The 25,437-nt window shown below is 47.2% G+C and carries 19 protein-coding genes and 1 other RNA gene; 5 read left to right on the top strand and 15 right to left on the bottom strand.

Annotated elements, in window-relative coordinates; all coding sequences use genetic code 11:
* Window positions 1-60: 60 nt before the first annotated feature.
* Window positions 61-576: a DUF2937 family protein gene (locus ACSTTG_RS02965; protein ID WP_438458946.1), complete on the top strand. Its 516-nt coding sequence runs from the start codon at window positions 61-63 to the stop codon at window positions 574-576.
* 60 nt (window positions 577-636) lie between these two features.
* Here ACSTTG_RS02965 and ACSTTG_RS02960 read toward each other — a convergent pair whose 3' ends face one another.
* Window positions 637-2,949, bottom strand: coding sequence for a starch-binding protein (locus ACSTTG_RS02960; protein ID WP_438473738.1), 2,313 nt, complete (start codon window positions 2,947-2,949; stop codon window positions 637-639).
* Between the two features lie 1,068 nt (window positions 2,950-4,017).
* Between ACSTTG_RS02960 and ACSTTG_RS02955 the strand changes: the two genes are divergently transcribed.
* Window positions 4,018-8,028, top strand: a complete 4,011-nt coding sequence (locus tag ACSTTG_RS02955) for a PKD domain-containing protein (protein ID WP_438473737.1) — start codon at window positions 4,018-4,020, stop codon at window positions 8,026-8,028.
* A 147-nt stretch (window positions 8,029-8,175) separates the two neighbouring features.
* On the opposite strand, the gene ACSTTG_RS02950 is transcribed toward ACSTTG_RS02955, so the two are convergent.
* Window positions 8,176-9,069: a LysR family transcriptional regulator gene (locus ACSTTG_RS02950; protein ID WP_438458943.1), complete on the bottom strand. Its 894-nt coding sequence runs from the start codon at window positions 9,067-9,069 to the stop codon at window positions 8,176-8,178.
* Window positions 9,070-9,208: 139 nt separating this feature from the next.
* Between ACSTTG_RS02950 and ACSTTG_RS02945 the strand changes: the two genes are divergently transcribed.
* Window positions 9,209-9,670: a DoxX family protein gene (locus ACSTTG_RS02945; RefSeq protein WP_438458942.1), complete on the top strand. Its 462-nt coding sequence runs from the start codon at window positions 9,209-9,211 to the stop codon at window positions 9,668-9,670.
* Window positions 9,671-9,791: 121 nt separating this feature from the next.
* On the opposite strand, the gene ACSTTG_RS02940 is transcribed toward ACSTTG_RS02945, so the two are convergent.
* The 10 genes from ACSTTG_RS02940 to smpB all read right to left on the bottom strand — a co-directional run bounded on the left by ACSTTG_RS02940 (window position 9,792) and on the right by smpB (window position 20,976).
* On the bottom strand, window positions 9,792-10,577 hold the full coding sequence (locus tag ACSTTG_RS02940; RefSeq protein WP_438458941.1) for a TSUP family transporter: 786 nt from the start codon (window positions 10,575-10,577) through the stop codon (window positions 9,792-9,794).
* A gap of 7 nt (window positions 10,578-10,584) precedes the next feature.
* A complete protein-coding gene (locus ACSTTG_RS02935) occupies window positions 10,585-12,258 on the bottom strand; it encodes an ABC transporter permease (RefSeq protein WP_438473736.1) in 1,674 nt (557 codons plus the stop codon).
* A 65-nt stretch (window positions 12,259-12,323) separates the two neighbouring features.
* A complete protein-coding gene (locus tag ACSTTG_RS02930; protein ID WP_438458939.1) occupies window positions 12,324-13,286 on the bottom strand; it encodes an extracellular solute-binding protein in 963 nt (320 codons plus the stop codon).
* A gap of 10 nt (window positions 13,287-13,296) precedes the next feature.
* The gene (locus tag ACSTTG_RS02925; RefSeq protein WP_438473735.1) at window positions 13,297-14,277 is read right to left on the bottom strand and encodes an ABC transporter ATP-binding protein; all 981 of its coding nucleotides are present in this window, start codon (window positions 14,275-14,277) and stop codon (window positions 13,297-13,299) included.
* A 372-nt stretch (window positions 14,278-14,649) separates the two neighbouring features.
* A complete protein-coding gene (locus ACSTTG_RS02920) occupies window positions 14,650-16,524 on the bottom strand; it encodes a 5'-nucleotidase C-terminal domain-containing protein (protein ID WP_438473734.1) in 1,875 nt (624 codons plus the stop codon).
* Between the two features lie 307 nt (window positions 16,525-16,831).
* Entirely contained in the window at window positions 16,832-17,827 is a 996-nt protein-coding gene (locus ACSTTG_RS02915; RefSeq protein ID WP_438473733.1) for a transposase, read from the bottom strand.
* 362 nt (window positions 17,828-18,189) lie between these two features.
* Window positions 18,190-19,164, bottom strand: a complete 975-nt coding sequence (locus ACSTTG_RS02910) for a DapH/DapD/GlmU-related protein (protein ID WP_438473732.1) — start codon at window positions 19,162-19,164, stop codon at window positions 18,190-18,192.
* A 391-nt stretch (window positions 19,165-19,555) separates the two neighbouring features.
* Window positions 19,556-19,963, bottom strand: coding sequence for a DUF6538 domain-containing protein (locus ACSTTG_RS02905; protein WP_438473731.1), 408 nt, complete (start codon window positions 19,961-19,963; stop codon window positions 19,556-19,558).
* Window positions 19,964-20,056: 93 nt separating this feature from the next.
* Window positions 20,057-20,423, bottom strand: a transfer-messenger RNA (tmRNA) gene (gene ssrA / locus ACSTTG_RS02900).
* A gap of 67 nt (window positions 20,424-20,490) precedes the next feature.
* Complete coding sequence (gene smpB, locus ACSTTG_RS02895) at window positions 20,491-20,976, bottom strand: SsrA-binding protein SmpB (protein ID WP_438458928.1); 486 nt, start codon at window positions 20,974-20,976, stop codon at window positions 20,491-20,493.
* Between the two features lie 117 nt (window positions 20,977-21,093).
* On the opposite strand from smpB, the gene ACSTTG_RS02890 reads away from it, so the two are divergent.
* The gene (locus ACSTTG_RS02890; RefSeq protein WP_438473730.1) at window positions 21,094-21,537 is read left to right on the top strand and encodes an SRPBCC family protein; all 444 of its coding nucleotides are present in this window, start codon (window positions 21,094-21,096) and stop codon (window positions 21,535-21,537) included.
* A complete protein-coding gene (locus ACSTTG_RS02885) occupies window positions 21,527-21,886 on the top strand; it encodes an RnfH family protein (RefSeq protein ID WP_438458926.1) in 360 nt (119 codons plus the stop codon). The genes ACSTTG_RS02890 and ACSTTG_RS02885 overlap by 11 nt, the downstream gene beginning before the upstream one ends.
* Before the next feature lie 72 nt (window positions 21,887-21,958).
* On the opposite strand, the gene bamE is transcribed toward ACSTTG_RS02885, so the two are convergent.
* From bamE to nadK, 3 genes are all read right to left on the bottom strand, one after another.
* Complete coding sequence (gene bamE / locus ACSTTG_RS02880) at window positions 21,959-22,318, bottom strand: outer membrane protein assembly factor BamE (RefSeq protein WP_438458925.1); 360 nt, start codon at window positions 22,316-22,318, stop codon at window positions 21,959-21,961.
* A gap of 198 nt (window positions 22,319-22,516) precedes the next feature.
* Window positions 22,517-24,181, bottom strand: coding sequence for a DNA repair protein RecN (gene recN, locus ACSTTG_RS02875; RefSeq protein ID WP_438458924.1), 1,665 nt, complete (start codon window positions 24,179-24,181; stop codon window positions 22,517-22,519).
* Between the two features lie 270 nt (window positions 24,182-24,451).
* Window positions 24,452-25,336, bottom strand: coding sequence for an NAD(+) kinase (nadK, locus tag ACSTTG_RS02870; RefSeq protein ID WP_438458923.1), 885 nt, complete (start codon window positions 25,334-25,336; stop codon window positions 24,452-24,454).
* Between the last annotated feature and the right edge of the window lie 101 nt (window positions 25,337-25,437).

Below are 25,437 nucleotides of genomic sequence, written 5' to 3'. Positions count from 1 at the left end.
CAAGTCGTCAGAGTGCGCGGTCTGAGTTAAGCAAGTGAACCAAGGTAGGGTGTAGTTACGATGATAGGACGTCTGATTGATAAGGTAGTGTTTGGCACAGCGCTGCTTATTGCGCTGCAGGTGCCACAGCTGGTGGATCATTATCAGCAATTCCTCTCAGGCCTTTATCAGTCAACTAAGTGGCAAATAGAAGGCTATCAGGCAACGGCAGATGACTATGGCTACCAAAGTGTTGAACTGATGATTGAGCATCATCTTACGAACCCCACAGCCAGCGTCAGGGCAGATGCACAGCAAAAGAGGCTAACCTTGGCACGCTATGACGAGTTGGAGGCTGGGGTAGAGCTGTTTGAGAGCGGTCATTTACTCGAGAAGTTCTTCTATCTACTTCGTCCAGCGAGATACGATCAGCTTGCTCAAACGTTGACTAATTTTACACCGGGTATCCCTTTGGGCCTTGGAGAGCTCAGTTTTGGCTTCGTGCTGGCGTTAATCCTTCATCTGATGGTTATGCTACCCATGTCTCTACTGGCAAAACGTTTATTTAAGCCTAAAAGACCTCGTTTGCAGATCTAGTGTTCATCACTGGCGACGTTACCGCCGCCAGGATGAGTATGAGCACAATAAGCATTTTCCCTATTGCTTAGTCACTGTGATTTGCTTGGTGGTGCTGTTGAAGTCTATTTTGTAGCTTGCGTAATCGCCCACTTGGTAATCACTACTTGGGTAGGCTTCTGTCCAACTGCCGCTATCGATCTTAAACCGGGCAGGCGATTCCTCACCATTAAAGCTCTGCTGAGTGGTATAGAGGCCAGAGCTTGCATCATAGCTCAGCTTAGACAATCCCCAAGCGTTTGACGTGCCGCGGAAATACCAAGCTTCATCGCCACCACCGGCCGCGCTTTGGCAGTTATCCAGCGATTGCCACTGGCCACTGCTATAACAAAGCTCGGGTGCTGACGTGCTTAAGTCGTCAGACTGGTTAGCACCTGCATTGCTAAAGATGGCATTTAGGCTTTGTACCCCTAGGCCAAAGTCATGACAGTAAACACCGTTATCTTCACGCAGTGCTACGCCTGGCCATGTTGCATTTGCCACCGATTGGTCAGCGACAACATTCCAATAGTAAAGGGTGGGCTGTGAGTGATTTTCTGCATTGTCATAGCAAACTTTGCTCGCGACAACGGGATCAGGACCACCATTATCGCCACCGTCGCCAGTAATACTAAAGCCACATCCTTGTAAAGAGTCCCACTGACCATTTGAATAACAGTGGTCTGAGCTTGCGACGAGATCGTCTGTTTTATTCGCCCCATTATCGGAGAAAATCACGTTGATACTCTCCACTGCAATGCCCAAGTCGTGACAATAGAAATCGCCATTTTTAGTCATTTGAACACCTGGCCAAGTGGCGTTGGTGACACTACCAGCCGGTGTTGCATTCCAGTAATACAAGTACGGGTTGCTCAGGCCCGCGCGGTTATCGATACAGATAGCAGTAGCGCTCACTGGGCTATCAGGGGTTGGATTGGGTCCAGGTGTCGACCCTGTGCACCCTGGGCAGACCTTAGCGCCAACGTGGATAGCGGCCGCGTCATGCTTAGCGACGGTAAAGTGCGCGTAACCAGAGGAGTCCACAGAAATAGTGGGTCCATCACAAGTGCCAGAAGATGAATCAAAGTTACCGGCAATCACATCGCAGTACTCGCCAGCTGGCATGCCCGTTTGGAAGCCTTGGTCAATGGACTTATTATCATCACGGTTAATCGCAACGAAGCCCAGCCCGCCACGGCCAAAGGCGATCTGGTTATAGCCATCATCCCACCAGTTGGTTACGCGCCAGTCCGAGGCGGTATGATTGCGAAATGCGACCATATTCGCGACACCTCGCCATTTATGCTCACAAACCCAGCTGCCACCGTCAAACCCACACGCATTACCCGAGTGCACCCCTGTTGATGGAGGACCGGCATCAAAATCGTTGTTGAAGTAGTAACCCGACATGATTTTCGGATAGCCATAGGGGTAGGCCAGGGTAAATACATTGCCAAGCATGTATAAATTGCCGAAGTCTTGATGGCTCAACACCTGGCCAGGGTTGTGACGCTCTTCATCATGGTTAGTCACAAAAGTGACCGCTTGGTCACTCGACAACCAACCGCCCCAGCTGCCAATGCCTTGCAAGTCTTTGATTCCACCATGCTTAAATTTCGGACCTATGGTGCGGGCAAAGTTAAATTCTGTCACATCCCCTATATAGGTGTATTCACCGGGTTGTACGGGCTCACCGCCTGCTCCGATAACCTCTTGAAAGATATAAGGGTTACCATTGAGTTTGCTTTTTATTGCAGCGATATCGCCAGCAGGCATGTGTTTTGCCGCGTCGATTCTAAACCCGGCAACGCCCATTCCTATTGCGTCGTTCATGTAATCGGCGATTTTTTGTCGGACATAGTCAGACCCCGTTTTTAAGTCATTAAGCCCAACCAAATCACAATTTTGTATCGACCAACGGTCGCCATAATTGATATCGTCGGTGCAATTATTAAAGTCATTACTACCAAATGGTACTTCAGGGAAATTGCGGTCCCAAGCTGCCATATGGTTAATCACCGCATCCACATAGATATCAACCCCTGCCGCTTTACAGCGTTGGACCATGCTTTGAAACTCATGTCGGCTACCACTTCTGCCTTCAAATGAATAGCTCACGGGTTGATAACGAGACCACCAAGCCGGATTATCAATACTCTTTTGAGGTGGAGAGACCTGAACCGCAGAGAAGCCTTTTGGCCCCAAAAAGGTTTCACACTCTGTTGCAATGTCATTCCACCGCCACTCAAATAGGTGAACAAATGTCGTGCGTGGTGCTTCACTAGCAAGAGCAATATTCGGTGATGTCAGCCCTGCAAGAATTAATCCCGCAGCCAGGCTTAATTTGATTTTCATTTCTATTCCTTATTTATAGATTTGAATTTAATTAAAATAAACAACCAGAAATAAGGTAGGTATAAAATTCACATCTCGTAGCACAATGTTTACTCAGGCGTGATTGATATCATACATCGTACGAAGCATAGGCTGATTATTTTAATCAAAGTCACCCTATGTATACGTAAAGTCCCCAATAATGAGGTGGCACATTACTTTAACAATCTTAACGTTATAAGGCGTTGTTATTTATAGGTTGGTTTAACAAATAGGAAAGATTCACATTTTAGTATGACTACATAAAGTGAGCAGGGCTGCAATTAATTTGTATTGGATGTGGGGTTGTAACAAATTTCATAGACATAAATCTATTGTAAGTAGTCTGTTCATATAAAAATCAGTACGTTGCAAATCAATTGCAAGTAACTTTAGGTGTGGTTGTGGATTGATTTAATAATAGATGCTGTACGGTATATTTTGTTATTTGATGGGCTTGGATAAACAGAATGGCATGTTATTAAATTGGACTAAAGTAGAGGGCTAGTAATTGTTCTAGCTCAAACCAATATTTGTGTTTTTGACATTGTTGTTAGTGAATTAGATTACGATTCTCTTTGTAAGACTAACCCAGTAATAAATGCGTGATATCTAAAAAAACCAATGCAACAAGTTTATTTAACTTACGCCAACTGTTATTTAGTGCAAGTATTGTAGTGTGTAAAATTGGTCGCTTTTTTCTTCTATGCCTACAAAGATTGACATGATTTGCATAAACTCCCTTTTTTGGTGGAATTTTAACCACCTCTTCGCGTTTACTAATATGTGTCGCATCAGGAGGGGCAAGCTTCCAGTTTGCAGGGATGTACAAAAAACAAATGTTGTGGGTTTTGCCAATTATTCTTGAGTTAACTCAGGTATAGAGCAGTTAACAAGACTCTTTGCGGAGTAGGACTCCTATGGATTATGGAAACGGCCAATATCAGGCAGGATTAAGCGTGTTTACTCGTTTATGTTCTGATTGGTTTATATGCACCTTGATTTCAGATAATAAGTGCGGCAGCGTATATTCAATGGAAGGATTAACTGATGAACAAATGGCTCACTATCACGACGATGATACTGGCAAGTTCTGCTCAGGCTGAAATTGCCGCCACCCATATTTACCATAACCATATGCCTAATTTCTGGCCCTACTATGACGTTAGCGAATATGACCAGCTTTCGGTAGGTTCACCCATTCGTTATACCTATGATGGCCAGGTGATTAACTTAAAAAATAACCCGCCGCCCAATTACTCGTTCTATATTCCCGGGAGCGGGCTACCTATGCCCCATGATGATTTAGTGGCATATTATTCCCATCATGCCAAGCGCGGGGCTTACCTCAGTTGGCCGATGGATACTGCCAAGCAAAATCGTGGCAGTCACCCTTTGAGCCAAACTCATGTCACCATGTCAGCTTCGGTGATCAATAATGTGCAGAGTTTTGCTGAGCTGAACAATCTCGATGGTTATAACCTCGGCTGGGGAAATTATTGGCGCGAGACTCAAGACAACACTAAAACGGCGAGCGGCTTTAATGCCTTAGACACCATCCATTTCAGTGGCCACCATACGATGGGGCCACTCGTGGGCAATGACTATTTCCTCAAAGATCTTATTTATCACAATGTCACTCTGGCTCAAGACTACTTTCTTGGTGACAGTTTCCGCTCATCCAAGGGGTTCTTTCCAACCGAGCTGGGCTTTTCCACCCGCATCATTCCAGTGTTGGATAAGCTGGGTATCGAGTGGTCGGTACTCGGTAATGTCCACTACTCACGCACACTGCGAGATTATCCATACCTGAATGATCCCGGTGTCGATACTATGATTTCACCGCCAAACCGAGCCGATCTGCGTAACAGCAGCGATGTCGGCAACTGGGTTTCGATTCCGATGTTTAACGAGCAACAGGTGACCCAGAATAAGTTCCCGTTTGCATCGATCCCTCACTGGGTGCAGTACGTCAACCCCAATACGGCCCAAGTGCAAAAAATCGCCGGCATTCCGGTTGAGCAGGCCAGCTCTTGGGAAGAAGGTTACCAAGGAAGTGTCACCGCTGGGGTGTTAAAGGAGTTTGAAGATGAAGCGGCGGCTCTGGGTCGTAAGCAGTACTTTGTTATCGCCCATGATGGCGATAACTCTCAGGGCCGAGCAGGGGATGGTGGCACTTGGGCGGCATCGGGCAATGTGACGTATGCGGACTCAGGAGTGGTCGGTATGGGAGTGGAGGAGTATCTGCGCGCTCATCCTATCCCGGCGGATGACATCGTTCATGTTCAGGATGGCTCGTGGATTGATACTCGTGATTCATCGGCTGACCCAACTTGGTATCACTGGCACTTGCCGATGGGCGTGTGGTCTGGGCAAATGAGTGATTTCAATAACGCTCATGGCACGGATTACATCGCGCAGCGCCAGCATATGGTCTCGCTTGAGCTTGGTTATCACTATCTCGAGCGTAACTTTGCGCTGCTCCAAGCGGCAGAGAACTATGCAAAGACCGCAGAGCAGATATGGCTAGATGATAACCCAAATCACTGGCAGCCCACGAGCGACCGAGATCGCCAGGTTACCTATGATGGCAATCAGCTGAACCCTTGGATGATGTCTTTCCCGGTAAAAGGCGACGAGAATAACAACTATGCAGGGGGCGCAAACCCTGCAGAGTTAGGTTGGTACTTCCTTATCGCCTCGATTGATTCTGGGTTTGGTTATTATGATGAGAACGTGGATGATGGCGTTAAGCCGACGATTTCGTTCAATCAATCTCTTCACTTCACCACGCCTTATGTCGATAGCAATCTAAGCAAGGATCGCACTGGCCCATCGATTTGGTGGCCACAGCGTTACCCCTACAACCCGGGCAGTGCCAACAAGAGTAAAGCGGAAGGCTGGGCGGAAGTCTATGCTGACACGACCTTTGCTATCTACACCTATGCGTTTGACGCCAGTGGCATTGACAACATTACCGTCAAGGTTCGCCCCCACACCAACAAGTGGGCTGATGCGAAAGACAAAACTTATCAGCTCTACGATCCTAAAGCGCACAGCAGCGACCCGGATGTTGACCCAGATCGAGTCGGTGAGTGGCAGAGCTTTGCGATGAAAGAGCGCGACTTGAGCGCGGATATTAATGGGGTCAGCTGGCAGCCTTCTAGTACACAGACCTTTGAGGTCGTGCCTGCTGAGCTTATTGGTAACATGTACTTCACCTATTTCAATCAGTTCCAAGACCAGCTCCTCGACTACTATATCGAGGCGACAGATAGCAAGGGTAATGTGACTCGCTCGGAGATCCAGCAGGTTTATGTGGGTACGGGTCGCTTCTCTCAGCAAGGCGGCAAGACGGTTGAAGACATCAATGGCAACATTGAAGGCGAGCACATGTTCTTCACGGCTGATGTGATCCCAGGTAATAAGCGTCCGGTAGCGGTGATCGAGCCGGGCAGCCAAACCGTTGAGCTTGGCAGTGTCATCACCTTGAGTGCGGCCTCTTCGACGGATGAAGATGGAGAGATCGTGTCTTACCATTGGAGTACCGGTGAGACTGGTGAGTCAATCACAGTGACCATCAATGAGCTAAGCAGCTATTCCGTCACGGTCACCGATGATAAAGGGGCGACCGATACCACCAGTGTGACGTTCCGCATTCTCGGCCAGTCTGTGACTAGTACGGTTTACTATCAAAACACCCAAGGCTGGGCTGAGGTTTGCTTGCACTACAGTGTTGACGGTGCACAAACTTGGACCACCGCTCCCGGGGTTAAGATGCAAGCGCTGCAAAATGGCTGGTACAGCCTGACGGTTGACCTGCTTGACCATGCTCTGGAGTTTGTCACCAATGACTGTAGTGGTCGCTGGGACAATAATGGGGGCAACAACTATAGCGTTGGTGAGGGAAGCTGGGTCATTGATTCTGGAGCGGTGACTGAAGGGCAACCTGATGGCGTCGATAATCAAAGCCCGGTGGCGGTGATCACGCCTGACAGCCACACCGTTGCCAGTGGCACACAAGTGACCTTGTCAGCAGCAGACTCTTATGACCCGGATGGTGATATTGTTAGCTATGCCTGGAGTACTGGCGATACCAGTGACAGCATCACCCTAACCATCACCAGTCAGACCGTTATCAGTGTGGTTGTGACGGACAACGAAGGGGCGAGCGCCGAAGCGCAAGTCACCATTAGCGTTGATAATCAGGACTTGGCACAAAACTTCGACCAGCTTTACTTTCGTGGTACGGCCAATGGCTGGGATGCAACAGCCATGACGTTAGTGGAAGACAATACTTGGCAATTAGAGATCTACTTTGATGGTCAAGCTGAGCAACGGTTTAAGTTTGATCTGCATGGCGACTGGAGCCAAAACTATGGCGATAATAATGGTGACGGCGTGCTAGAGCCGACAGGTGACGATATTTATACCACAGTGTCCGGTGACTACATTGTTGAAGTGAATGATCAAACCCTGGCTTATCGCCTCTCCGAGGCCGGTGCGAATCAGGCACCTAAGGCCGTCATTGATGCCTCAGCGAGCCAGGTGGATGTCGGTGCTACGGTCACTTTCAGCGCCGCAGGCTCAACAGATAGCGACGGGGTGATCAGCAGCTATCTGTGGAGTAATGGCGCGACAGGGGTAGAGACAAGCATAACGTTCAACTCTGCAGGCAGTCATGTGGTTGAGCTGAAAGTCACCGATGACGGCGGTAAAACCGCGACTGCCAGTGTGACCATCATCGTCAATGACCCGAATCAACCGCCAGCGGCGAATTTCTCACAGCTGTATTTCCGTGGCACCCCCAACAACTGGGACAGCTCTGCTTTGGTGCTGGTGGCCGACCATCTCTGGCAGTTGGAAGTCGACTTTGATGGCCAAGCCGATCAGCGCTTTAAGTTTGACGTCTATGGCGATTGGAGCCAGAACTATGGTGATAACAACGGTGACGGCTATCTAGAGCAGACGGGCAACGATATCTACACCTCAGTGTCTGGTCGCTATGTTGTTGAACTGAATGATAATGACATGAGCTATCACGTGGTGAGAGTCGATTAATTTTGGTTTTATAGGAAGATAGAAGGCCCTAAACGTGATGTTTGGGGCCTTTAGAGGACAAATATAATAGGTGCCTTTTTACTTTCATTTATTTTATTTTCTTGAAGTAATGTTCATCGCTAACGGTATTCTTAACGCAAGTTAATGCTACCAGTCATGCTGATGAGAAAATCGTTCAACTAAAAAATCAATAAGCCCTCGCAAGGCGGCTGGCATATGCTGACGTGACTGATAAACGGCCCAAATACTCATCGGTTTAGCGTGCCACTGTGGTAATACCTCAACCAAGGCGCCGCTGTGGAGCTCTTCACTGACTAGATATCTTGGCAGTCGGGCAATACCTGCGCCATGCTGAGTCGCTTTGAGCAATGCCAAGACATCGTTAGAGCGTAATCGGCCACTCACTGTTACGCTCTCACTGGTGTTGCCATCACTAAGATGCCACTGATAGGTATCAAACTGGGCAAAGAGCAAGCAGTTGTGTCGGCTTAAATCAGACAACTGTTTGGGTTTCCCAATTGTCTTTAAATAATTGGGTGAGGCACATAACACGGAGCGGCACTGGGCAATTTTTCGCGCAATTAGCCCGGGGTCAAGTTGATCAGCAATTCGGATCGCAAGGTCTACCTGATCATCAATCAAGCTGACTTTCTCAGGGACCATCATCATATCCACTGAAACCTTGGGATATAGGGAGAGGAAATCGGTAATCGCTTCGGAGAGGTGGCTAGTGGCAAACGCCGTTGTGGCCGTAACACGTAATTGACCTTGCGGAATGGTTGCTGCACTTGCAACGCAATCTTGCATTTCTTCAGAGATGGCTAACAATGAATAACACTGTTGGAGAAAATTCTCTCCTGCAGGTGTGAGTGATAAGCGCCGAGTGCTGCGCTGAAGAAGACGCACGCCCAACCAACTCTCTAGCGCGGTCACATAGCGCGTGACTTTAACTCGATTAAGTTCGAGATGTTTTGCCGCCAAGGTAAAGCTGCCTTTCTCAACGACGACAACAAATACCCGCATCGCACTCAATCTATCCATAATTTGCACACTATATGAAACAATCCTGTTCATATTAGAGCATATATCTAGACAAATATTCGAACTATATTTAACTCAAACCTACCATCTGTGCTCCGCCTGGCTCGCGTATTATTTAATCAATAGAGAGAATGCTGTTATGAAGTCGATCCTTACGATTGTTACCCATTCAAAACGTTTACCCGTACTTGAGGATGTAAGCTTACTGTTGGTTCGCATTGGAATTGGTTTGGCGATGCTGACCCATGCCATACCCAAGTTGGTCAATTACTCGGCGTTGTCACAAACCTTTTTTGACCCATTTGGTCTTGGCTCGCAGGTAAGCCTTACCATGGCAGTCTCTAGTGAGTTGATTTGCTCCCTGCTTTTGATTATCGGCCTCTTCACCCGTTTTAGTGCAGCAATGCTTCTGTTTACGATGGGTATTGCGGTATATATGGTCGGTATGGCTAAGGGGTGGGCAGGTAACGAACTCGCGACAGTGTACTGTTTTGTCTATGCCTTACTTATCGCCTTTGGTGGAGGAAAATATTCGCTAGAGCGTCGAATCGTACCATCTGAGTCTGAGGCTAGTTCGTCACAGAGTGCCAAGCTCGCCTGATGGGGCTTACACCGAGGTTTATGGATTACTATTTTAGGCTAATGAGGCTTCTAGGTTGAGTGCTTAGGAGTAGGGGCAACTAAGCGTTTTCGAAACAATGCTTTACTGCCCCTAGATATGACTATATCATTCGCGACATAGAGCCGAAAATAATCATCAGTGATGAGATTAAAATAGACGATTTAAATATCTTATCAAATAATGATTTATTGACCCTATCAAGTAAGCTGCGGCCAAGATAGGTGCCTACGAGTGAGAATAGAAACATCGCAACAATGATCGGCAGATAGGTGCTAAAGTCATCATACACTGTGTAGCTATTAATGGTGTTGGTCTTATAAAGCAAATAAAAGACCACGATTTTAAATATATGCCCCATCAGTTGGCAGTAAGACGAGGTTGCAACGATCTGACGCTTACAGCTTATATCTTGAGCTATTTTCTTACCAATCAAAGCACCATTGGCACCAAATGAAACGCTGACTGGCATAGCAAACATGCCCAGCTTCCAGTAGTTAGTGGTTTGGTTGTCGTTTTCAGTATGTTTTTTCTTGCGTAGCGTCGAAAGTATGTACAAGCCAATCGCCATCTTAAATCCATCTTCAAACCAGTCTATTGTTGCAATCAAATGATTAAACAGGAAAACAGTGACAATCGAGCTGGGTATCCCGCCAAGCACAAACAGAGCGACCTTTCTGTGTTGTACGTCTTTTCTCAGGGCAATTGCTCGAGAAATATTACTTGATAAGCCAAACCAAGAGTGCAGCGTGAGCGCGAGCAATACGTTGGACATGGTAGAGTACATGACCGCCAGCACAATAATACCACCACCCATACTGGTGATGGCCGAGATCGTGGAGGCAAGCAGTGATGCGATAACAATGACCAGGTTATCGAGTTCGAACATGATCTATTTACACCTTCTTGATATATCGAGTCTCAATTACCTTGAGCAGTGATAGGATAGCGACGGTGACACTCACCACAACCAGTGCCATCGCCATGGCAAGACTGGTATTACCCTGGTCAAACTCGCTAAAGATAAAGGTTGCCGTTGTGTCTACACCCGGTGGTTTAACCATCAGTGAGCCCACCAACTCGCGCTGGCCGATAATAAAACTCATCGTCCAACCTGCAATCACGCCCGGGAAAATCAGAGGTAAGGTAACTTTAGTTAACTGGAACCAATCAGATGCCCCTCCAACTCGTGCGGCATCTTCCAAGCTGGCGCTGATTTGCTCGGCGGCAGATTTAACGTACTGGACCGTGTAAGGTAAAAACAGCACAACATACGTTAGGACAAGCATAGCGCTGGTGTTGTATACCGGTGCCGGGTTAAGTGGTGAGTTCCAAAAGAGGATTAAGCCAAACACCACCACAATGCCGGGTACGGTGTTGGATAACAAGCTGGAAAAATCAATGACTTTGCTAAGCTTGGTTTGACCTTTTACCACAATTAGCCCATACCATATTCCCAGTACAGCACACAGAGTTGCCGCATAGAAGCTAAGCTTAATGCTGTTGGTTAAAGCGCGAAATGCCGCGCCATCTGCATCAAATACGCTGGAAAAATGCTTAAGAGTGAGGTTGCTCCAGCTCAGTCCGAGTCCGGCAAGATCAAGCAAAGCGGTCGCTGTGATAGAGAAATAGGGAATGCCAATGGATAAAAACAGCACAGCGCCAATCACCAGCCAACACAGTACTTGCTGCCAACGGCTTAACCTAATCAAGCGCGATTTGTTACCTTTGCCGCTAATGAGTTGATACTGATAGCGGTTAGAGATATGCAGCTGAGCCATCCACATCAGCATGCTGACAGTCAAAAGCACTAATGAGAGCGTGGCCGCTTTGGCAAAATCGATTGGCCAAGTGGAGGTAAAGCGGTGGATTTCGGTGGTCAGTACATAGTAGCCAATTTGTTTGCCAAGGGTTGCGGGTGTACCAAATTCAGAAATCGTCTTAACAAAGACCAGTAGTGCCCCCATGACGTAACCGGATAACACCAGAGGTAGGGTAACCCTGGTCAGCGAATAGAGCGGGGTGGCACCATAAATAACCGCCGCTTCTTCAACACTGGCATTGATGCGTAACAGACTATTTTTAATTACCAAGTACATGAATGGAAACAGTGACAAACTCATAATGAGCACCATTCCAGCCAGAGAGAAAAAGCCAGACTGGAAACCCGCTAAACCCGGTAACAGTTGCTCAAGGTAGCCTCGTGGACGCATAAAGATCATCCAGCCCATTGAATCTATGAACGGTGGCGTCATAAATGGGATGAGTACCACGATATCCAGCCATTTGTGCTTTCCCATCGAGGTTTTTGCGGTGATCCATGCCAAGGGGGCAGCGAGCAGTGTTGCAACCAGGGTCACCAATAAAGCCAACTGGATTGAGTTCCAAAGTACATTTAGGGTGTAGCTATCGACAAGTTGACGAAATAAGCTGACGAAGTGCCATTGACCTTGTTGATAAATACTATGGGCTAAAATCGTGCTAACAGGCAGTAGGATCAGCACAAGCAAACTGAGTAAAGCGAACAGTACATGTTTGGGGGGGGTCGATGGAGAAGCAAAGGCGGTCATAGAGGTTCTTAGACTAGAAGTAAAACAGTAACTGGAGAGGCACATTACCTCTCCAGTTGAGGGTATTAGCGGAACATATTGCTAAATTTCGTGGTGACAGAAGCTTGGTTGTCGAACATCCAGTTCCAGTCATAATCCAGCAACTTGATATCTGCATAGTCTGGGCGAGAAGGATGGGCTGGCACATCGCTGCGGCCAGGCAGTAGCATCTCGTCTGCGACGATCTGTTGTGCGCGCTCGCTCAATAGGTAGGAAACAAAGTCCTCAGCGGTTTGCTTGTTTTGGCTTGATTTTAGGACCATTGCCGCGCGAGGCGCAATAACGGTGCCTTCTTCTGGATAGATAACCTCAATCGGATTACCTTTGTTCTTCTCGCTGTAACCCATGTAATCAACCCCTGCGAGAACGACGGCTTTTGAACCATTGACGACTTGGTTGAGTGCAGGGCGGTTCGCACCATTCACATCTATACCGTTGTCTTGCCATGCAGAAAATAGCTGCCATGCTCTATCAGCGTCGTCAGCGATAAAACCCGAGATAAAGTCTAGTGCTGAGCCTGACTCTGTTGGGTCTGGGATCACAACCTGATCCTGCCACTCTTGTTGCGCATAACTAGTTAGTGATGCTGGCGCTTGCTCAACCAATAGTGTGTTATAGGTGATCCCCAGGGCAGAGCCAGAGTAGGCAAAGAGCTGGTTGTCGCTGTTCCAGCCCTCGCGCAGGTGCTCTGCATGCTCAGGCTCAAAGCTGTGTAGTAGGCCTTCACTTTGTAAACCCATTGCTGCTGGCCAAGAAGCCAGAATCACCGCATCGGCAACCGGGCGTGCTTGCTCTGCCTTTAAGCGACCTAAGATACGACCTGTCGTCGCTTCATACGTTGCGACTTTTTTACCTGATACTAGCTGGTAGTCGTTGATGAGTTTATCCGATAGCCCTTTAGGGCCTGCCGTGTAGACAGTGAGATCAGCGGCTGAGACAGCGCCCGTAGCCAGACCAAGAGAAAGGGCTAAGAAAGTCAGCTTTTTCATTGTATTTACCTTATGCAGGAATTGAGTAGATGTGTTCACGGTTACAGTACAGAGAGACTGGTTGGCCAGCTGTTAATGGCTGATTGGCACTGAAGTGCCACTTTTCACCACTCATATCCGCTTGAATAAGGTAGTGCTGACCGTGAAACTTGGAAGCGGTGATCACAGCATCAAACTTAAGATCATCACTGTTTTGATTCGGTTGAGAGCGAATGTGCTCCATACGAACAAAAGAAATTTGTTCACCTTGGCGGATTCGATTGTTTTTACCAATAAAGTTGGCAACAAACTCCGTTTTTGGCTGGTGGTAGATTGCTTCTGGTGTAGCAAATTGCTCAACCTTGCCATTACTAAGTAGCATCACTTTATCAGCCATCGACATCGCTTCTGACTGATCGTGAGTGACATACACCGCCGTTAGCTGATTTTCTTTTAAAACAGATACCAACAGTTGCTGAATTTGCTCTTTGAGAACAGCATCGAGGGCTGATAGAGGCTCATCGAGTAGAATTAAGGCTGGCTGGGTGACAATAGCGCGTGCAATTGAAACACGTTGCTGTTGGCCACCTGAGAGCTGGCTTGGGTAACGTTTTGCGAAAGCACCGAGTTGAACCTGCTCTAGCGCAGCATTAACACGCTGGCTAAGGTTTTTGGTTTCTTTGCGAGCTCTTAAGCCAAATGCGACATTTTCGAATACGGTTAAATGAGGCCAGAGTGCAAAGTCTTGAAACACCATACCGAGCTGCCTTTGCTGGGTAGAAAGGGCTACTTTTTTACCGTTTTGTTGACCAAAGACCAAACGATCACCAATCATAATTTCACCACTGGACGGCTGCTCTAATCCAGCAATACAGCGTAAGAGAGTGGTTTTACCACACCCTGATGGGCCAACGAGTGCAACGAGTTCTCCCTTATCTAACGACATATTAATATCGCTAAGGGCATGAACATCATCAAAGTACTTATTAATTTGGTTTAATTGCAGACTCATTAAAGCTACCTATTCGTTTTTTGCGTTAGGCTAGAATGATGATGTTGCAGTACTAAGTACTTAATATTGCAATTATGTGAAGCGCTCTTGCGAGGCGCTATTCTTAAGTGATTGTAAGGCTTACTGAATGTAACAGGGTTGTTTAGATGATCTTATGTGCAGAGTACAATAAGGCAGGGCTGAACCAACACTGGCAACAGTTGAGCTTTTGATTCAAAGGTTGAAGTCTAAAGGGCCTATAGTATGGTGGTTTGAATTGGCTTTGGGCGGGGTAATATTGATTAAAGGCACTCAAAAAAAATCCGAGTGCACAGAATACACTCGGACTTTGAGGTAGTGAGAGTCAATTTTGCGACCTTAAACGCTCTGAGCTTAGTTCAAAGCAATAAAGCTCTGCACGGCCATCTCAGACGCTTCAGGAATGTCTAGGTTTTCACCGCGGTCTTCCAGTTTCTTGATGTAGTTGATCAGCGAATCGGTGTACAACAGGCCGGTATCTTCACGACGATCTTCGTCTTCATAGACAGGAACAAACGAATCGTAGCGGTCACCACCTTGAGCGATGAAGTCGTTGGTAACAACAACATAATCACCGTCTAGCTCAATAGCATGCCATTCACCGAATGAGCCATCTTCATTCTTACGACGTGCTTCCACATTGGTGATGCGTGCACCTTTCGCTGCGTTCATATCGACATCAAAACGAAGATTGGCTGCTACAGGGAATGCACCACTTGAACTGTTTACAACCACATTATCGATGGCATCTTCGATGGTGTTGACGATCTCTTGTCCCTTCATGTCTAGATTGACTAGAAGGTTCGTAAACGGCAACACATTAAAAGCATTACCGACTGAGACGTCGCCTTTTGAGATTGTGGTGCGAACGCCGCCACTATTTTGGATAGCGATATCGGCACGGATAGACAAATCTACAAACGCTTCAGAAACCACGTTACCCATGATGCTTCCGTGTTGGTTCATGAAGTCACGCTCAGGGCTTCCTGCTGCACACTCGGCGCCCGATGAGTGGTTAGAGCCTGGTGTACGCTCATTACATAGAAGACCATCGCTAAAGCCAATGATCTCTTGCATTTTCTCTTCAACCTGCTCGGCGTAGTAAGACAGTTTTTCAGCTGTAGTTTCATCTTCAACAACTGAACTCAAAGCCTTCTCACCAGCGATGAACTGCTGGATTGTCTCTAACTCTTCTTCGGTGTGCGCGGCATCAGGGTTTTCTTCTGCATCAAAATCAGGGTGAATAAATTCATTGCCCAATAGCAAGTGAGGTGTGCCTGAACATTGAGTCACATTACCGTTCGCGTCAAAGCTGACGTTTAGCTCGCCAAGCAGCAGAGCATTTTCCCACGCTTGAACGATACACACATCGTTACCGTCTGCATTTTGCACTACGGTAGGGTATTCACCGTGAGGTGTACCAAAGCCGATTTCTGCGTGCAGATCACTGTCAGCCAGAAGTGAATGACTATCACCACCGACAATCACATCAACTCCGTTTAGCTGCTTCGCCATTGCGATGTCATTGCTGTACATGTAGTGAGTCAGAAGGACTATTTTATCGACCCCTTTTTCTTGCAGGATATCGATATAACGCTGTGAAGTTTCAACTTCATCGAAAAATTCAGTATCCGGGGATGGTGAAGAAGAAGCCTGAGTCTTGCTAGAGATGTCGATACCAATGACACCCACTCGCTGACCTGCAACATCGAAAATCTTATATGGGTCGTAGATACCATAAATAGGGTTGGTCGACGGGACTTCAATGTTCGCCGCTAGAACTTCAGTGCCACACGCGTCTTCACCGTTCTTCAGGGTATTAATAAAGTGTGCAAGCTGCTCATTACCATCATCAAACTCGTGGTTACCCAGAGCAAACGCATCAAAGCAGACCTGATTCATCATCAGCGCATCAGGCAACTCTTCTCGGAATAAGCTGTAATACATAGTGCCTGTAATAGCATCACCGGCGTGAAGGCGCAGTGTGTTACCATTTTGCAGTTCGTTAAACTTGGTCACTAAGCGTGGAAAACCACCGATCTCAACTTGAGTATCAACACCACCCAGATTCAAAGAGACAGGTCCAGTTGCATCAAGTTTAGAGTGATGATCATTAATATGAAGGATACGAAGATCCAATGTTTCTTGGTTGTCTGAGTCTGATGAGTTACACCCAACCAAGCCTAAGCTACCCAACGTAACGGCTAACGCCAATAGTTTTTTATTCATTTTGCATCCATGTATATTTTATTTCGACTATAGAGAGCCAGATCGAAAGGGCAGATTAACGAGAGAGGGTTAAACTTCCGTGTCAGTTTGATGTAAGTTCGATTATGTTGAGGATTGTTACTAGTAGACAGCCTGTTGGTTCAATGTAATTTGCTTTCTTATTGGCCACTACTGAGCTAATGGAAGGTTGACTGGTATAAATCTTTCGGATGCAGCAGAAAGGCGCGGCGACAGTTATTTTTTAGGTTGATGTGATATCAAACCAATAATAAAAGTATTAATAATAGTGGTGTCTATTTGTATTTTACTATGCGACTTTGAAACAGCGCTTTGCTGCTCCAATACCCTGCATCCGCAGAAGCCCCTTGTGACTTTGATAAAGCCGTAAGGACTTTTCGCCGCCGATCGGGCCAGTGAACTCCCTCTCAAGAGTCGTGATCAGTGACTCCCATACAGATTCACTGATTTTCAACCGAGCAAGGATAGGGAGGTGTTGCTCCGAGATAGCGCCTCGCTTGTCCTGCCGAAGAATGCGTCCACTGATGTCTACTAGAGCTAGATAGTCTTTGAGTCGAAAGGGCAGCCCTTGTGGCATGTGCTTGCGTGGGTTACCGACAAATGGAAACAAGGCCTTAGGCTGAGATGGCTTATTGACGCTCGATTGCCGCAGGCTCTCGACCCGCTTTTTAACGCTGGTATAGTTAGATTGCTCTGGGGTCTCGGCGATCTTGGCCCGCACAGGGTTTAGATCAACATAAGCCATACAAGCTGCTAAGGCTGCTTCATCAAGCAGTGCCTGCGATTTAAAGCGCCCTTCCCAAAAACGACCGGTACAACCATCTTCTTTATTGGCTTGACGAGCAATGCTCTCATTGAGGTTGCGCATAAACCAACTGATGTCATACAGCCGCTGGCGATATACTTCAACCGTTTCCATCACTGACTGCAGTGAGGCCTTGTCCAACGATTCACCATTGATAAATCGGGTGGTGAGCAAGGTGCCTATATGCAGTTGATGCCAGCGCCGTAATACCTCATGCGCATCCCAAGCCATCGCTTGCTCTTCATTGATATGCAGTACAACATGAGTATGGTTACTCATCACCGCATAAGCACAAACATCAATCGCAAAAACACCAGCAAGCTGCAACAGCCGACTCTCCACCCAACCACGGCGATGTTCATAGCTCTTACCCGAAGCCTCATCAAACCCACACAAAAAGGCACGATGAACACATCGCGACACGCAATGGTAGTAGGCGGTATCTTCAAGGCTGATTTGTTGTGAGCGTGCGGTTGGCATTTTGAAGCTCCTTTGGTGGGGTGTTGATTGAGTGTAGGAGCTTCAGGGTGATGGTGCCAATATTATGGGTGTCTTATTATTTATTCGTAAAGACATCCCCACGCGTGAATTTGCGTTCAAGTGCCAATATCATGGGTGTCTAGTTATCTTTAAAAAATCATTCATGATAGTGACAATATCATGGGTGTTTTGTTATCTACTTTTAAAAGTGAATTCTTCATTTACCACAAGTAAGAAAAACAAATAACATGAGCGACTACAGAAGTTCATCACATGTGTATTGGCGTTGCAAAGATCATATTGAGTGCCAATGCCAATGCCAATGCCGATGCCAATGCCAATAAGTGCATTGTTTCATTAAATTACATTCCAGATATGTCTGGAATACCAGATAATCTAGTCTTAGTGGTTTCTTGAGGTTTGGCTGGTACACCAATCAACACAGTATTTTCAATGCTGCTATTTTTGACAACAACAGCCCCAGCGGCAACTATATTTTTGGGGGCTATATTAACCATCGACCTAATTACACTTCCGGAACCAATAAATGATTTTTTGCCAATGGTAACGTTACCAGAAAGAGAGATACTGTTTCCGAAGTGGCAGTCATCACCAACAATACAGCCATGAGCAATCCTTGCTCCCTGAGCTATAACTACATTGTTTCCAATAGTTGTCGTCTCATTTACAGACCCCCTTCCAATTGAACAATTAGAACCAATAAGACAGTTGTTGCCAATCGAGGTGTAGCCGATTTGTGGTTGTATAACTCTGGTAGAGGATTTCTTATCCCAAGCCCATGCAATACTTCTGACGCCTATACTAGAACCACTATCAATTCTCACACCTTTACCAATAGTGGTGCCACGCATTATGGTTATATGTGAATGTAAGTGTACATCACTGTTTATTACAGAATCTTCAATGACACAAAATGGACCAATGTATACATTTTCGGCAATATATGCCTTTGGCGAAACTATTGCAGTGGGGTGAATAAATGTGCTTGTTTCCTCTCTAAAGAAAAAATTCATTAATTTATAAAATATTAGCTGAGGTTCATCAACTATAATTAGACTGTTGTCTCCCTGCGCGTCTTTTTTTGAGTTTGTTAAAACTAGTGATGTTGTTATATTCTTAGTCGCAGCGTACCCATCAACAGAGAAGTAAAACCCATTTTTATTAGAGCCACTTTGTAGACTGCAGAATTGATATTTAATATCATTTCTTATGTTTGCGCATTCAAAATCTACATTTAAATCACGTAGCGCATCCATTATCTCATAAGCAAAAAATAGATTGGGATCAAATAGGTCTTGGAATGTTTTATTACCCATAAATACCTGAAGGTTAATAGTTAGAATGTAAGTTAGAATAGCACTTTTTGTGTTTTATCTCTATGGTTTGAAGCAAAAAGATTCGCACCAATAGTTTTGACCACCGAGTTAAGTGAGTCATGTCAGATATAAGTAATTCAACATACAGGTCTTCGTATAGCGGGAAGATGTAAAGAATGGTCCTATCATAGCCACCTGCTGAAGATGTTGGTGGCCAAAATAGTGTACGAGGATGATGGTTACACAGTTCTCAAGAATGCAATCTCTGCATTTTAGTTGGAGGATAATTCTTTTGCCGATCTCTCAATATGTTCACTCCACCAGCCCATAAGCGAACGTCTGCGCTCTAAATAATCAGTTCGATTATATGCTCTACGAATAGAGTTTTTGTCTACATGCGACGAATTTGGTTGATTGATAGCTTACCTGATAGCTCTAGTACGACTTTACACTTTAAGTAGGCTGCCATGGCTGTTTTTTCAGTAACATGGCTTCTTTTGTACGTTAGATACTTATCTAGAGCATTTGTTGGTGTGAGTTTGGTTAGCTGCCTCTTAGGAGTATGGATTGCTGAAGCTATGTTAACTGAAGTAGTCGAGCACTCAGTATCAGACTGCTTACTAACTACTTGTCTGATCTCTAACTCAAGCTTTAAAGCTTCTATGATTGCCAAATCCTTGGAAGAGGTATTCAAGGATTTTTTGATCTCTCTTCTTCCATCAAAGAGCGGTCTATGTTGCTTTGAGATCTGATACCGGAACTGCCAAATACCAGATGAGAATATCTTTAGATAGCGCATTTTTAGTACCAACTTTTAGTACAAGTGGCACACGAACGAAAAATAAAGCCAAAAAAGGCGGTAAGTCAATAACTTACCGCCTTTCCAAACGTTTGGTGGAGCTGGCGGGAGTTGAACCCGCGTCCAAAAATCATTCATCATTGGTACTACATGCTTAGTCGATCTTTAAATTCACCACCCACCTGCGAACCGACACGCTAATGAATGACTAACCTGAATTAAACTTCGCCGTTCATCTCTCAGGTGGGAGAATCCGGGCTAGCGCGTTTGGGTTTGATCTCTCGTTGGTCCCCGTCTTACGTGCGGAAGCTAGGGCGAGAGAGCTCTGAGCAGGTTATTAAGCTGCTAGTGCGTAGTTTTCGTCGTTTGCGACTATTTTTTTGCGGCTTTTTACGTGGCCAACCGCCCCACGGCATGCACCTCAGACTTCAAAATTCCTGTCGAATCCTAAATCAGCCCCGAAGTGTTCCTCGCATACTACCAGAATTGTTTACCCTGTCTAGCTTTGCGAGTTTAAGTGATTAATTTTAGCGCAGTGAGCTCTTCATAACGCGCGCTTTCTCACGTGCCCAATCTTTTTCTTTCAGATCAGTACGCTTATCGTGCAGTTTCTTACCTTTGGCGACACCAATCTTCATTTTGACCCAAGACTTAGACCAGTATAGAGAGAGGGCTGCCAGTGTCATACCTTCGCGGTTGATGCGACCGAGCAGGTTGTCGAGTTCGCGGCGGCTCATTAGCAGCTTACGAACGCGGGTTGGGTTGGCGACAACGTGGGTTGACGCTTGATTAAGAGGAGTAATCGTCATGCCGCTGACAAAGGCTTCTCCATCACGCATGAAAACGTAGCTTTCCGCGATGTTGGCTTTGCCTTGGCGAAGGGCTTTTACTTCCCAGCCTTGAAGCTCTAGACCCGCTTCAATCTCATCATCGATGAAGTACTCGTGTCTCGCTTTTTTGTTTAGCGCGATAGTGTTGCTACCCGCTTTTTGTTTTGATTTTTTCTTTGCCATAATCATTGCATTATACGGTGGAGAATCGGCTTAGCATATCCCTTTATTTGCGCTCAGGCCAAATAAAAGAGAAAATGGTGAACTAGACGGTACTCAACACGTCCATGAGGAGAGTTTATGAAGCAAGTCAGTCGTTCGGCACTCGTCAGTTTTAGTGCGGATCAGATGTATGACCTAGTCAATGATGTATCAAACTATCCGGAGTTCTTACCCGGCTGCGCGGGTGCGGCGGTTTTAGAAGCCAGTGAGCAGCAGATGGTGGCGTCGGTGGATGTGGCCAAGGCGGGGATCAGTAAGACCTTTACCACCAACAACGTGCTCTCACCAGGACGCTCGATCATGATGAATCTGGTCGACGGGCCTTTTAAGTCGCTGCAGGGGGGCTGGTACTTTACTCCGCTTGATGATCAGGCGTGTAAGGTTGAGCTGAAGCTGGAGTTTGAATTTAGCAGTAAGATGATTGAGCTTGCCTTTGGCAAGGTGTTTCATGAGTTAACCAGTAACATGGTCAATGCGTTTACCAAGCGCGCAAAGCAGGTGTACGACTGTTATGAGTATTGAGTCGGAGATGATCCACGTTGAGGTGGTGTACGCACTGCCACACGAGCAGCGTGTGTTTACCCTAGTCGTTAACCGCTGCATGACCGTGGAAGAGATCATTCACCAGTCTGGCGTGCTGGAGCTCTACCCTGAGGTAGACCTAGCCAAAAACAAGGTTGGCGTGTTTAGCCGCAATGTGAAGCTCGATGCCACGGTGCGCGATCGTGACCGTATCGAGATCTATCGCCCGTTATTGGCCGACCCTAAAGAGATCCGCCGTAAGCGCGCCGAGCAAGCTAAGGCGTCGGGCAGCGCTGATCCCGTGACCGGTGGTAAGCCTAGCCCGCTGCGCAAGACTGAGCAGTCTTAGCGACAGCATGGCAACAGATAAATGAAAAAGCTCGCCGATTTGGCGAGCTTTTTTGATCTGGGATTGGGCGTGTTAGCGCAGCTCTTGGAAGAAGCTGTCGCCGATGGTGTAGTCACCATCCACTTCCACCAACGTACCGGCTTGGTCGAAGTCCACCACTAGGTTGCGTTGGATCGAGTCATTATGGCCTGGCGTGTGGTGATAGATGTAATACCACGTGTCAGGACGTCCATTCTCAATCAGCATTGGTGAGCCAAGCACAAAGCGCACCTGCTCTTTGGTCATGCCGAATCTTAGTTTGTCTACCGCTTCCTGCTCGACATAGTTACCCTGGTTGATATCGATTCGATACACCAGTTTCTCCAGTAAGGAGCAACCCGTTAACATCGTCATGGCAAGAGGGGCTGCGATCAGCCACTTCTTAAACTGCATAGGTAATTTCATTGTGTCTAGTGAATAAAACTTGGCTGATAATAAACAAGCTCGCGTCAGATGTATACCCAGCCGAGGCAAAGATGCGGGTTTCATCCCCTGCGCGCTTGGTTGCGCAGAGTATGACCCGCATCGATGTTAAGACCACAAAGACGTGGATTAGTTGCAGAATAAATAATGACTTATCACGCTGCAAGCTTAAGCGGCGATGAGTAGCTCTTTGGCATTGGCGAGTGTGCTCTCGGTGATCTCGCTGCCGCCAAGCAGTCTTGCCAGCTCGCTGACGCGCTGGTCAGTGTCGAGCACGCGCATTTGTGTCTCGGTTTTGCCTGCCTTGGTGTGTTTGGCGACAAACAGTTGCTGGTGGCCACTGCCCGCGACTTGCGGCAAGTGGGTCACACACATCACCTGGGTCGACTCACCCAGTTTGCGCAGCATTTTGCCGACTACCGCCGCAGTTGGGCCACTGATACCCACATCCACCTCATCGAAAATCAGGCTTGGGGTATCGACTTTTTGTGCAGTAATGACCTGAATCGCCAGGGAAATACGCGATAGCTCACCACCTGAGGCCACTTTAGCGATCGGCTGCATTGGCTGACCTGGGTTAGTAGAGACAACAAAGGTTACGGTATCAATGCCAAGCGGTGACGGGTGCGGGGTCTCACAACACACTTCAATGCAGAACTGGGCCTTTTCCATGCTCAGTTCGTGCATGCTTTGGGTGATCAGCTTGTTAAGCTCTTTGGCGTAGCGCACGCGGGATTTATGCAGCTTCTCAGCGCAGACTAGGAAGCGCTGATGCTTGGTTTCGACATCTTGTGCCAGCTCATCGAGCTTTTCATCAGAGCAGTCTAGGGCCTCGATCTGCTGCAGCAGATCTTGGTGATGTTGGTAAAGCTCTTCTGGCATCACGTGGTGCTTGCGCGAGATTGACATTACCTTGGAAAAGCGCTCTTCGACAAAGGCCATGCGCGCCGGGTCAACATCGATATTGTCAAGGTAAGCGCGCAGCTCGCTGTTGGCCTCTTCGATCTGGATCATCGCCTCTGCCAGCATGTTGGGCAATTCTGCCAGCTTTTCATCCATCTCAGCGAGATCAATCATCGATTGGCTGGCAGTTTGCAGGATACCGAGCGCGTTAACCTCATCGTTTTCGTAAATAAGGTCAATGGCTTGCTGACAGCTGTGTGCCAGCTCGCCGCTGTTGGATAGGCGCTTATGCTCTTGCTCAAGCTCAGCAAACTCGTTTTCGCCAATCGCCAGCTCGTTGAGCTCTTTGATTTGATACTCAAGCAGCTGTTTTTGTGCCAGGTTAGCCTGGCTGTTTTCTTTAAGCTGCTTAAGGGCATTATCCGCTTGGCGCCAGGTTTGATAGGCGTTACGGGTTGATTTGATTAGGTTATGGTGACCGGCGTATTGGTCGAGCATCGCCATCTGATAGTCAGATTTCATCAACTGATGATGGGCGTGTTGACCATGGATGTTGATCAGCATTTGGCCGAGTGATTTTAGCTGCGACAAAGGCACCGGGCTGCCATTGATAAAGGCGCGCGAGCGGCCTTCTTTGGTGATGGTGCGGCGCAGGATGCACTCATTGCCATCGAACAGGTCGTTGTCCTCCAGCCAACGGGTGGCGTGGAGGTTATTATCCAGATGAAAGGCAGCGCTGACCTCGGTTTTCTCTTCACCTTGGCGCACCATGCCGGCTTCAGCTCGCCCGCCAAGGCACAGCCCTAGGGCATCGATAGCAATAGATTTACCTGCACCGGTTTCGCCGGTAATCGTGGTCATTCCTTGAGACAGTTCAAGTTGCAATGCTTTTACGATCGCGAAGTTGTTCACACTCAAATGGGCCAGCATCTTTTCATCACCTGTATAATTGAACATACTGTATAAGAAAACAGTATATACTGTTTCTTTATACAGTAAAGGTACAGTGCAAAAAAATTTTGTGACAATGACTAAATTTAATCAGCAATAACAATAGGTTCTCGATGCCTTACAGGCAAAAAAAGGGCGTGATAACAGGGAGTGTCAATAGGGATAGGGGCCTATACGCGGCAAAAGCCAAGAAGCAAACTCGCAGGGCAACGCCCGATCTCGCCTCTCGACTCTCGCGTCTAAAAAGGGTTAAAACAGCTTACTTGACCAGCCGAGCTTGTTACGCAAAACGCGATAGTAGCTGTAATCCTTAGGGTGGATCAGCTTGAGTATATTCGGGCTGCGGTAGATATGGATCTCATCGCCAGGTGACACAGGCAAAGAGATCTGGCCGTCACAACTCACTTCTTGGGTGCCGCGATTTTCTGGCGAGACAACCAGCTTGATGCGGCGATAGCCATCCACCACCAAAGGGCGACTCGATAGGGTGTGCGGGAACATCGGCACTAGGCTTATCGCGTTCATGCTGGTGGAGAGAATAGGGCCGCCGCCGGAGAGCGAGTAGGCGGTTGAGCCGGTTGGCGTTGCGACTATCAGGCCGTCAGAACGCTGTGAAAACGCAAAGCTGTCATCGATGTAGACTTCAAATTCGATCATATGCGCGACTTGACCAGGGTGAAGCACCGCCTCATTAAACGCCGCATTTTGGCTTTTTATCTGGCCATGGCGGTGGATCTCGGTTTCGAGCAGAAAGCGGTCTTCAACGATGTATTCACCGCGCAGAACCTCGGTCAACGTGGTCTCGAAGTCATCGGGGTTGATGTCGGTGAGAAAGCCAAGGTTGCCCTTATTGACGCCGATAACGCAGATATCGAAGCGAGATAGCACCCGCGCCGCGCCCAGCATGTTGCCGTCACCGCCCACAACGATAGCCAGATCGGCACTCTCACCGAGCTCAATCAGGTTGGCAAAGTGCTCTGCGGGGATATCGGCCAAGATCTCTTCAAGGCGATCGTCAATGTACACGCGCTTGCCCTGTCCCATTAGCCAATGGTAGAGGTCGCGGTGGGTCTGTATCGCGTGTTGGTCGCGCGGTTTACCGATGATTGCAACGGTGTCAAAGGACTTATTCATGGGGTAATTTAGCCTAAGTGACGTCTGATATTGTTGTGTTTCAACAAATTACTTTACCGTCAAAATGAAAAACATGCACCTCTTGCGCTCAATAATCGCCC

It is taken from the genome of Vibrio glycogenivorans, from assembly GCF_051660965.1.
Lineage (GTDB): Bacteria > Pseudomonadota > Gammaproteobacteria > Enterobacterales > Vibrionaceae > Vibrio.
The sequence above is the reverse complement of the archived record's forward strand: the minus strand, read 5'-3'. Positions and strand labels throughout refer to the sequence as shown.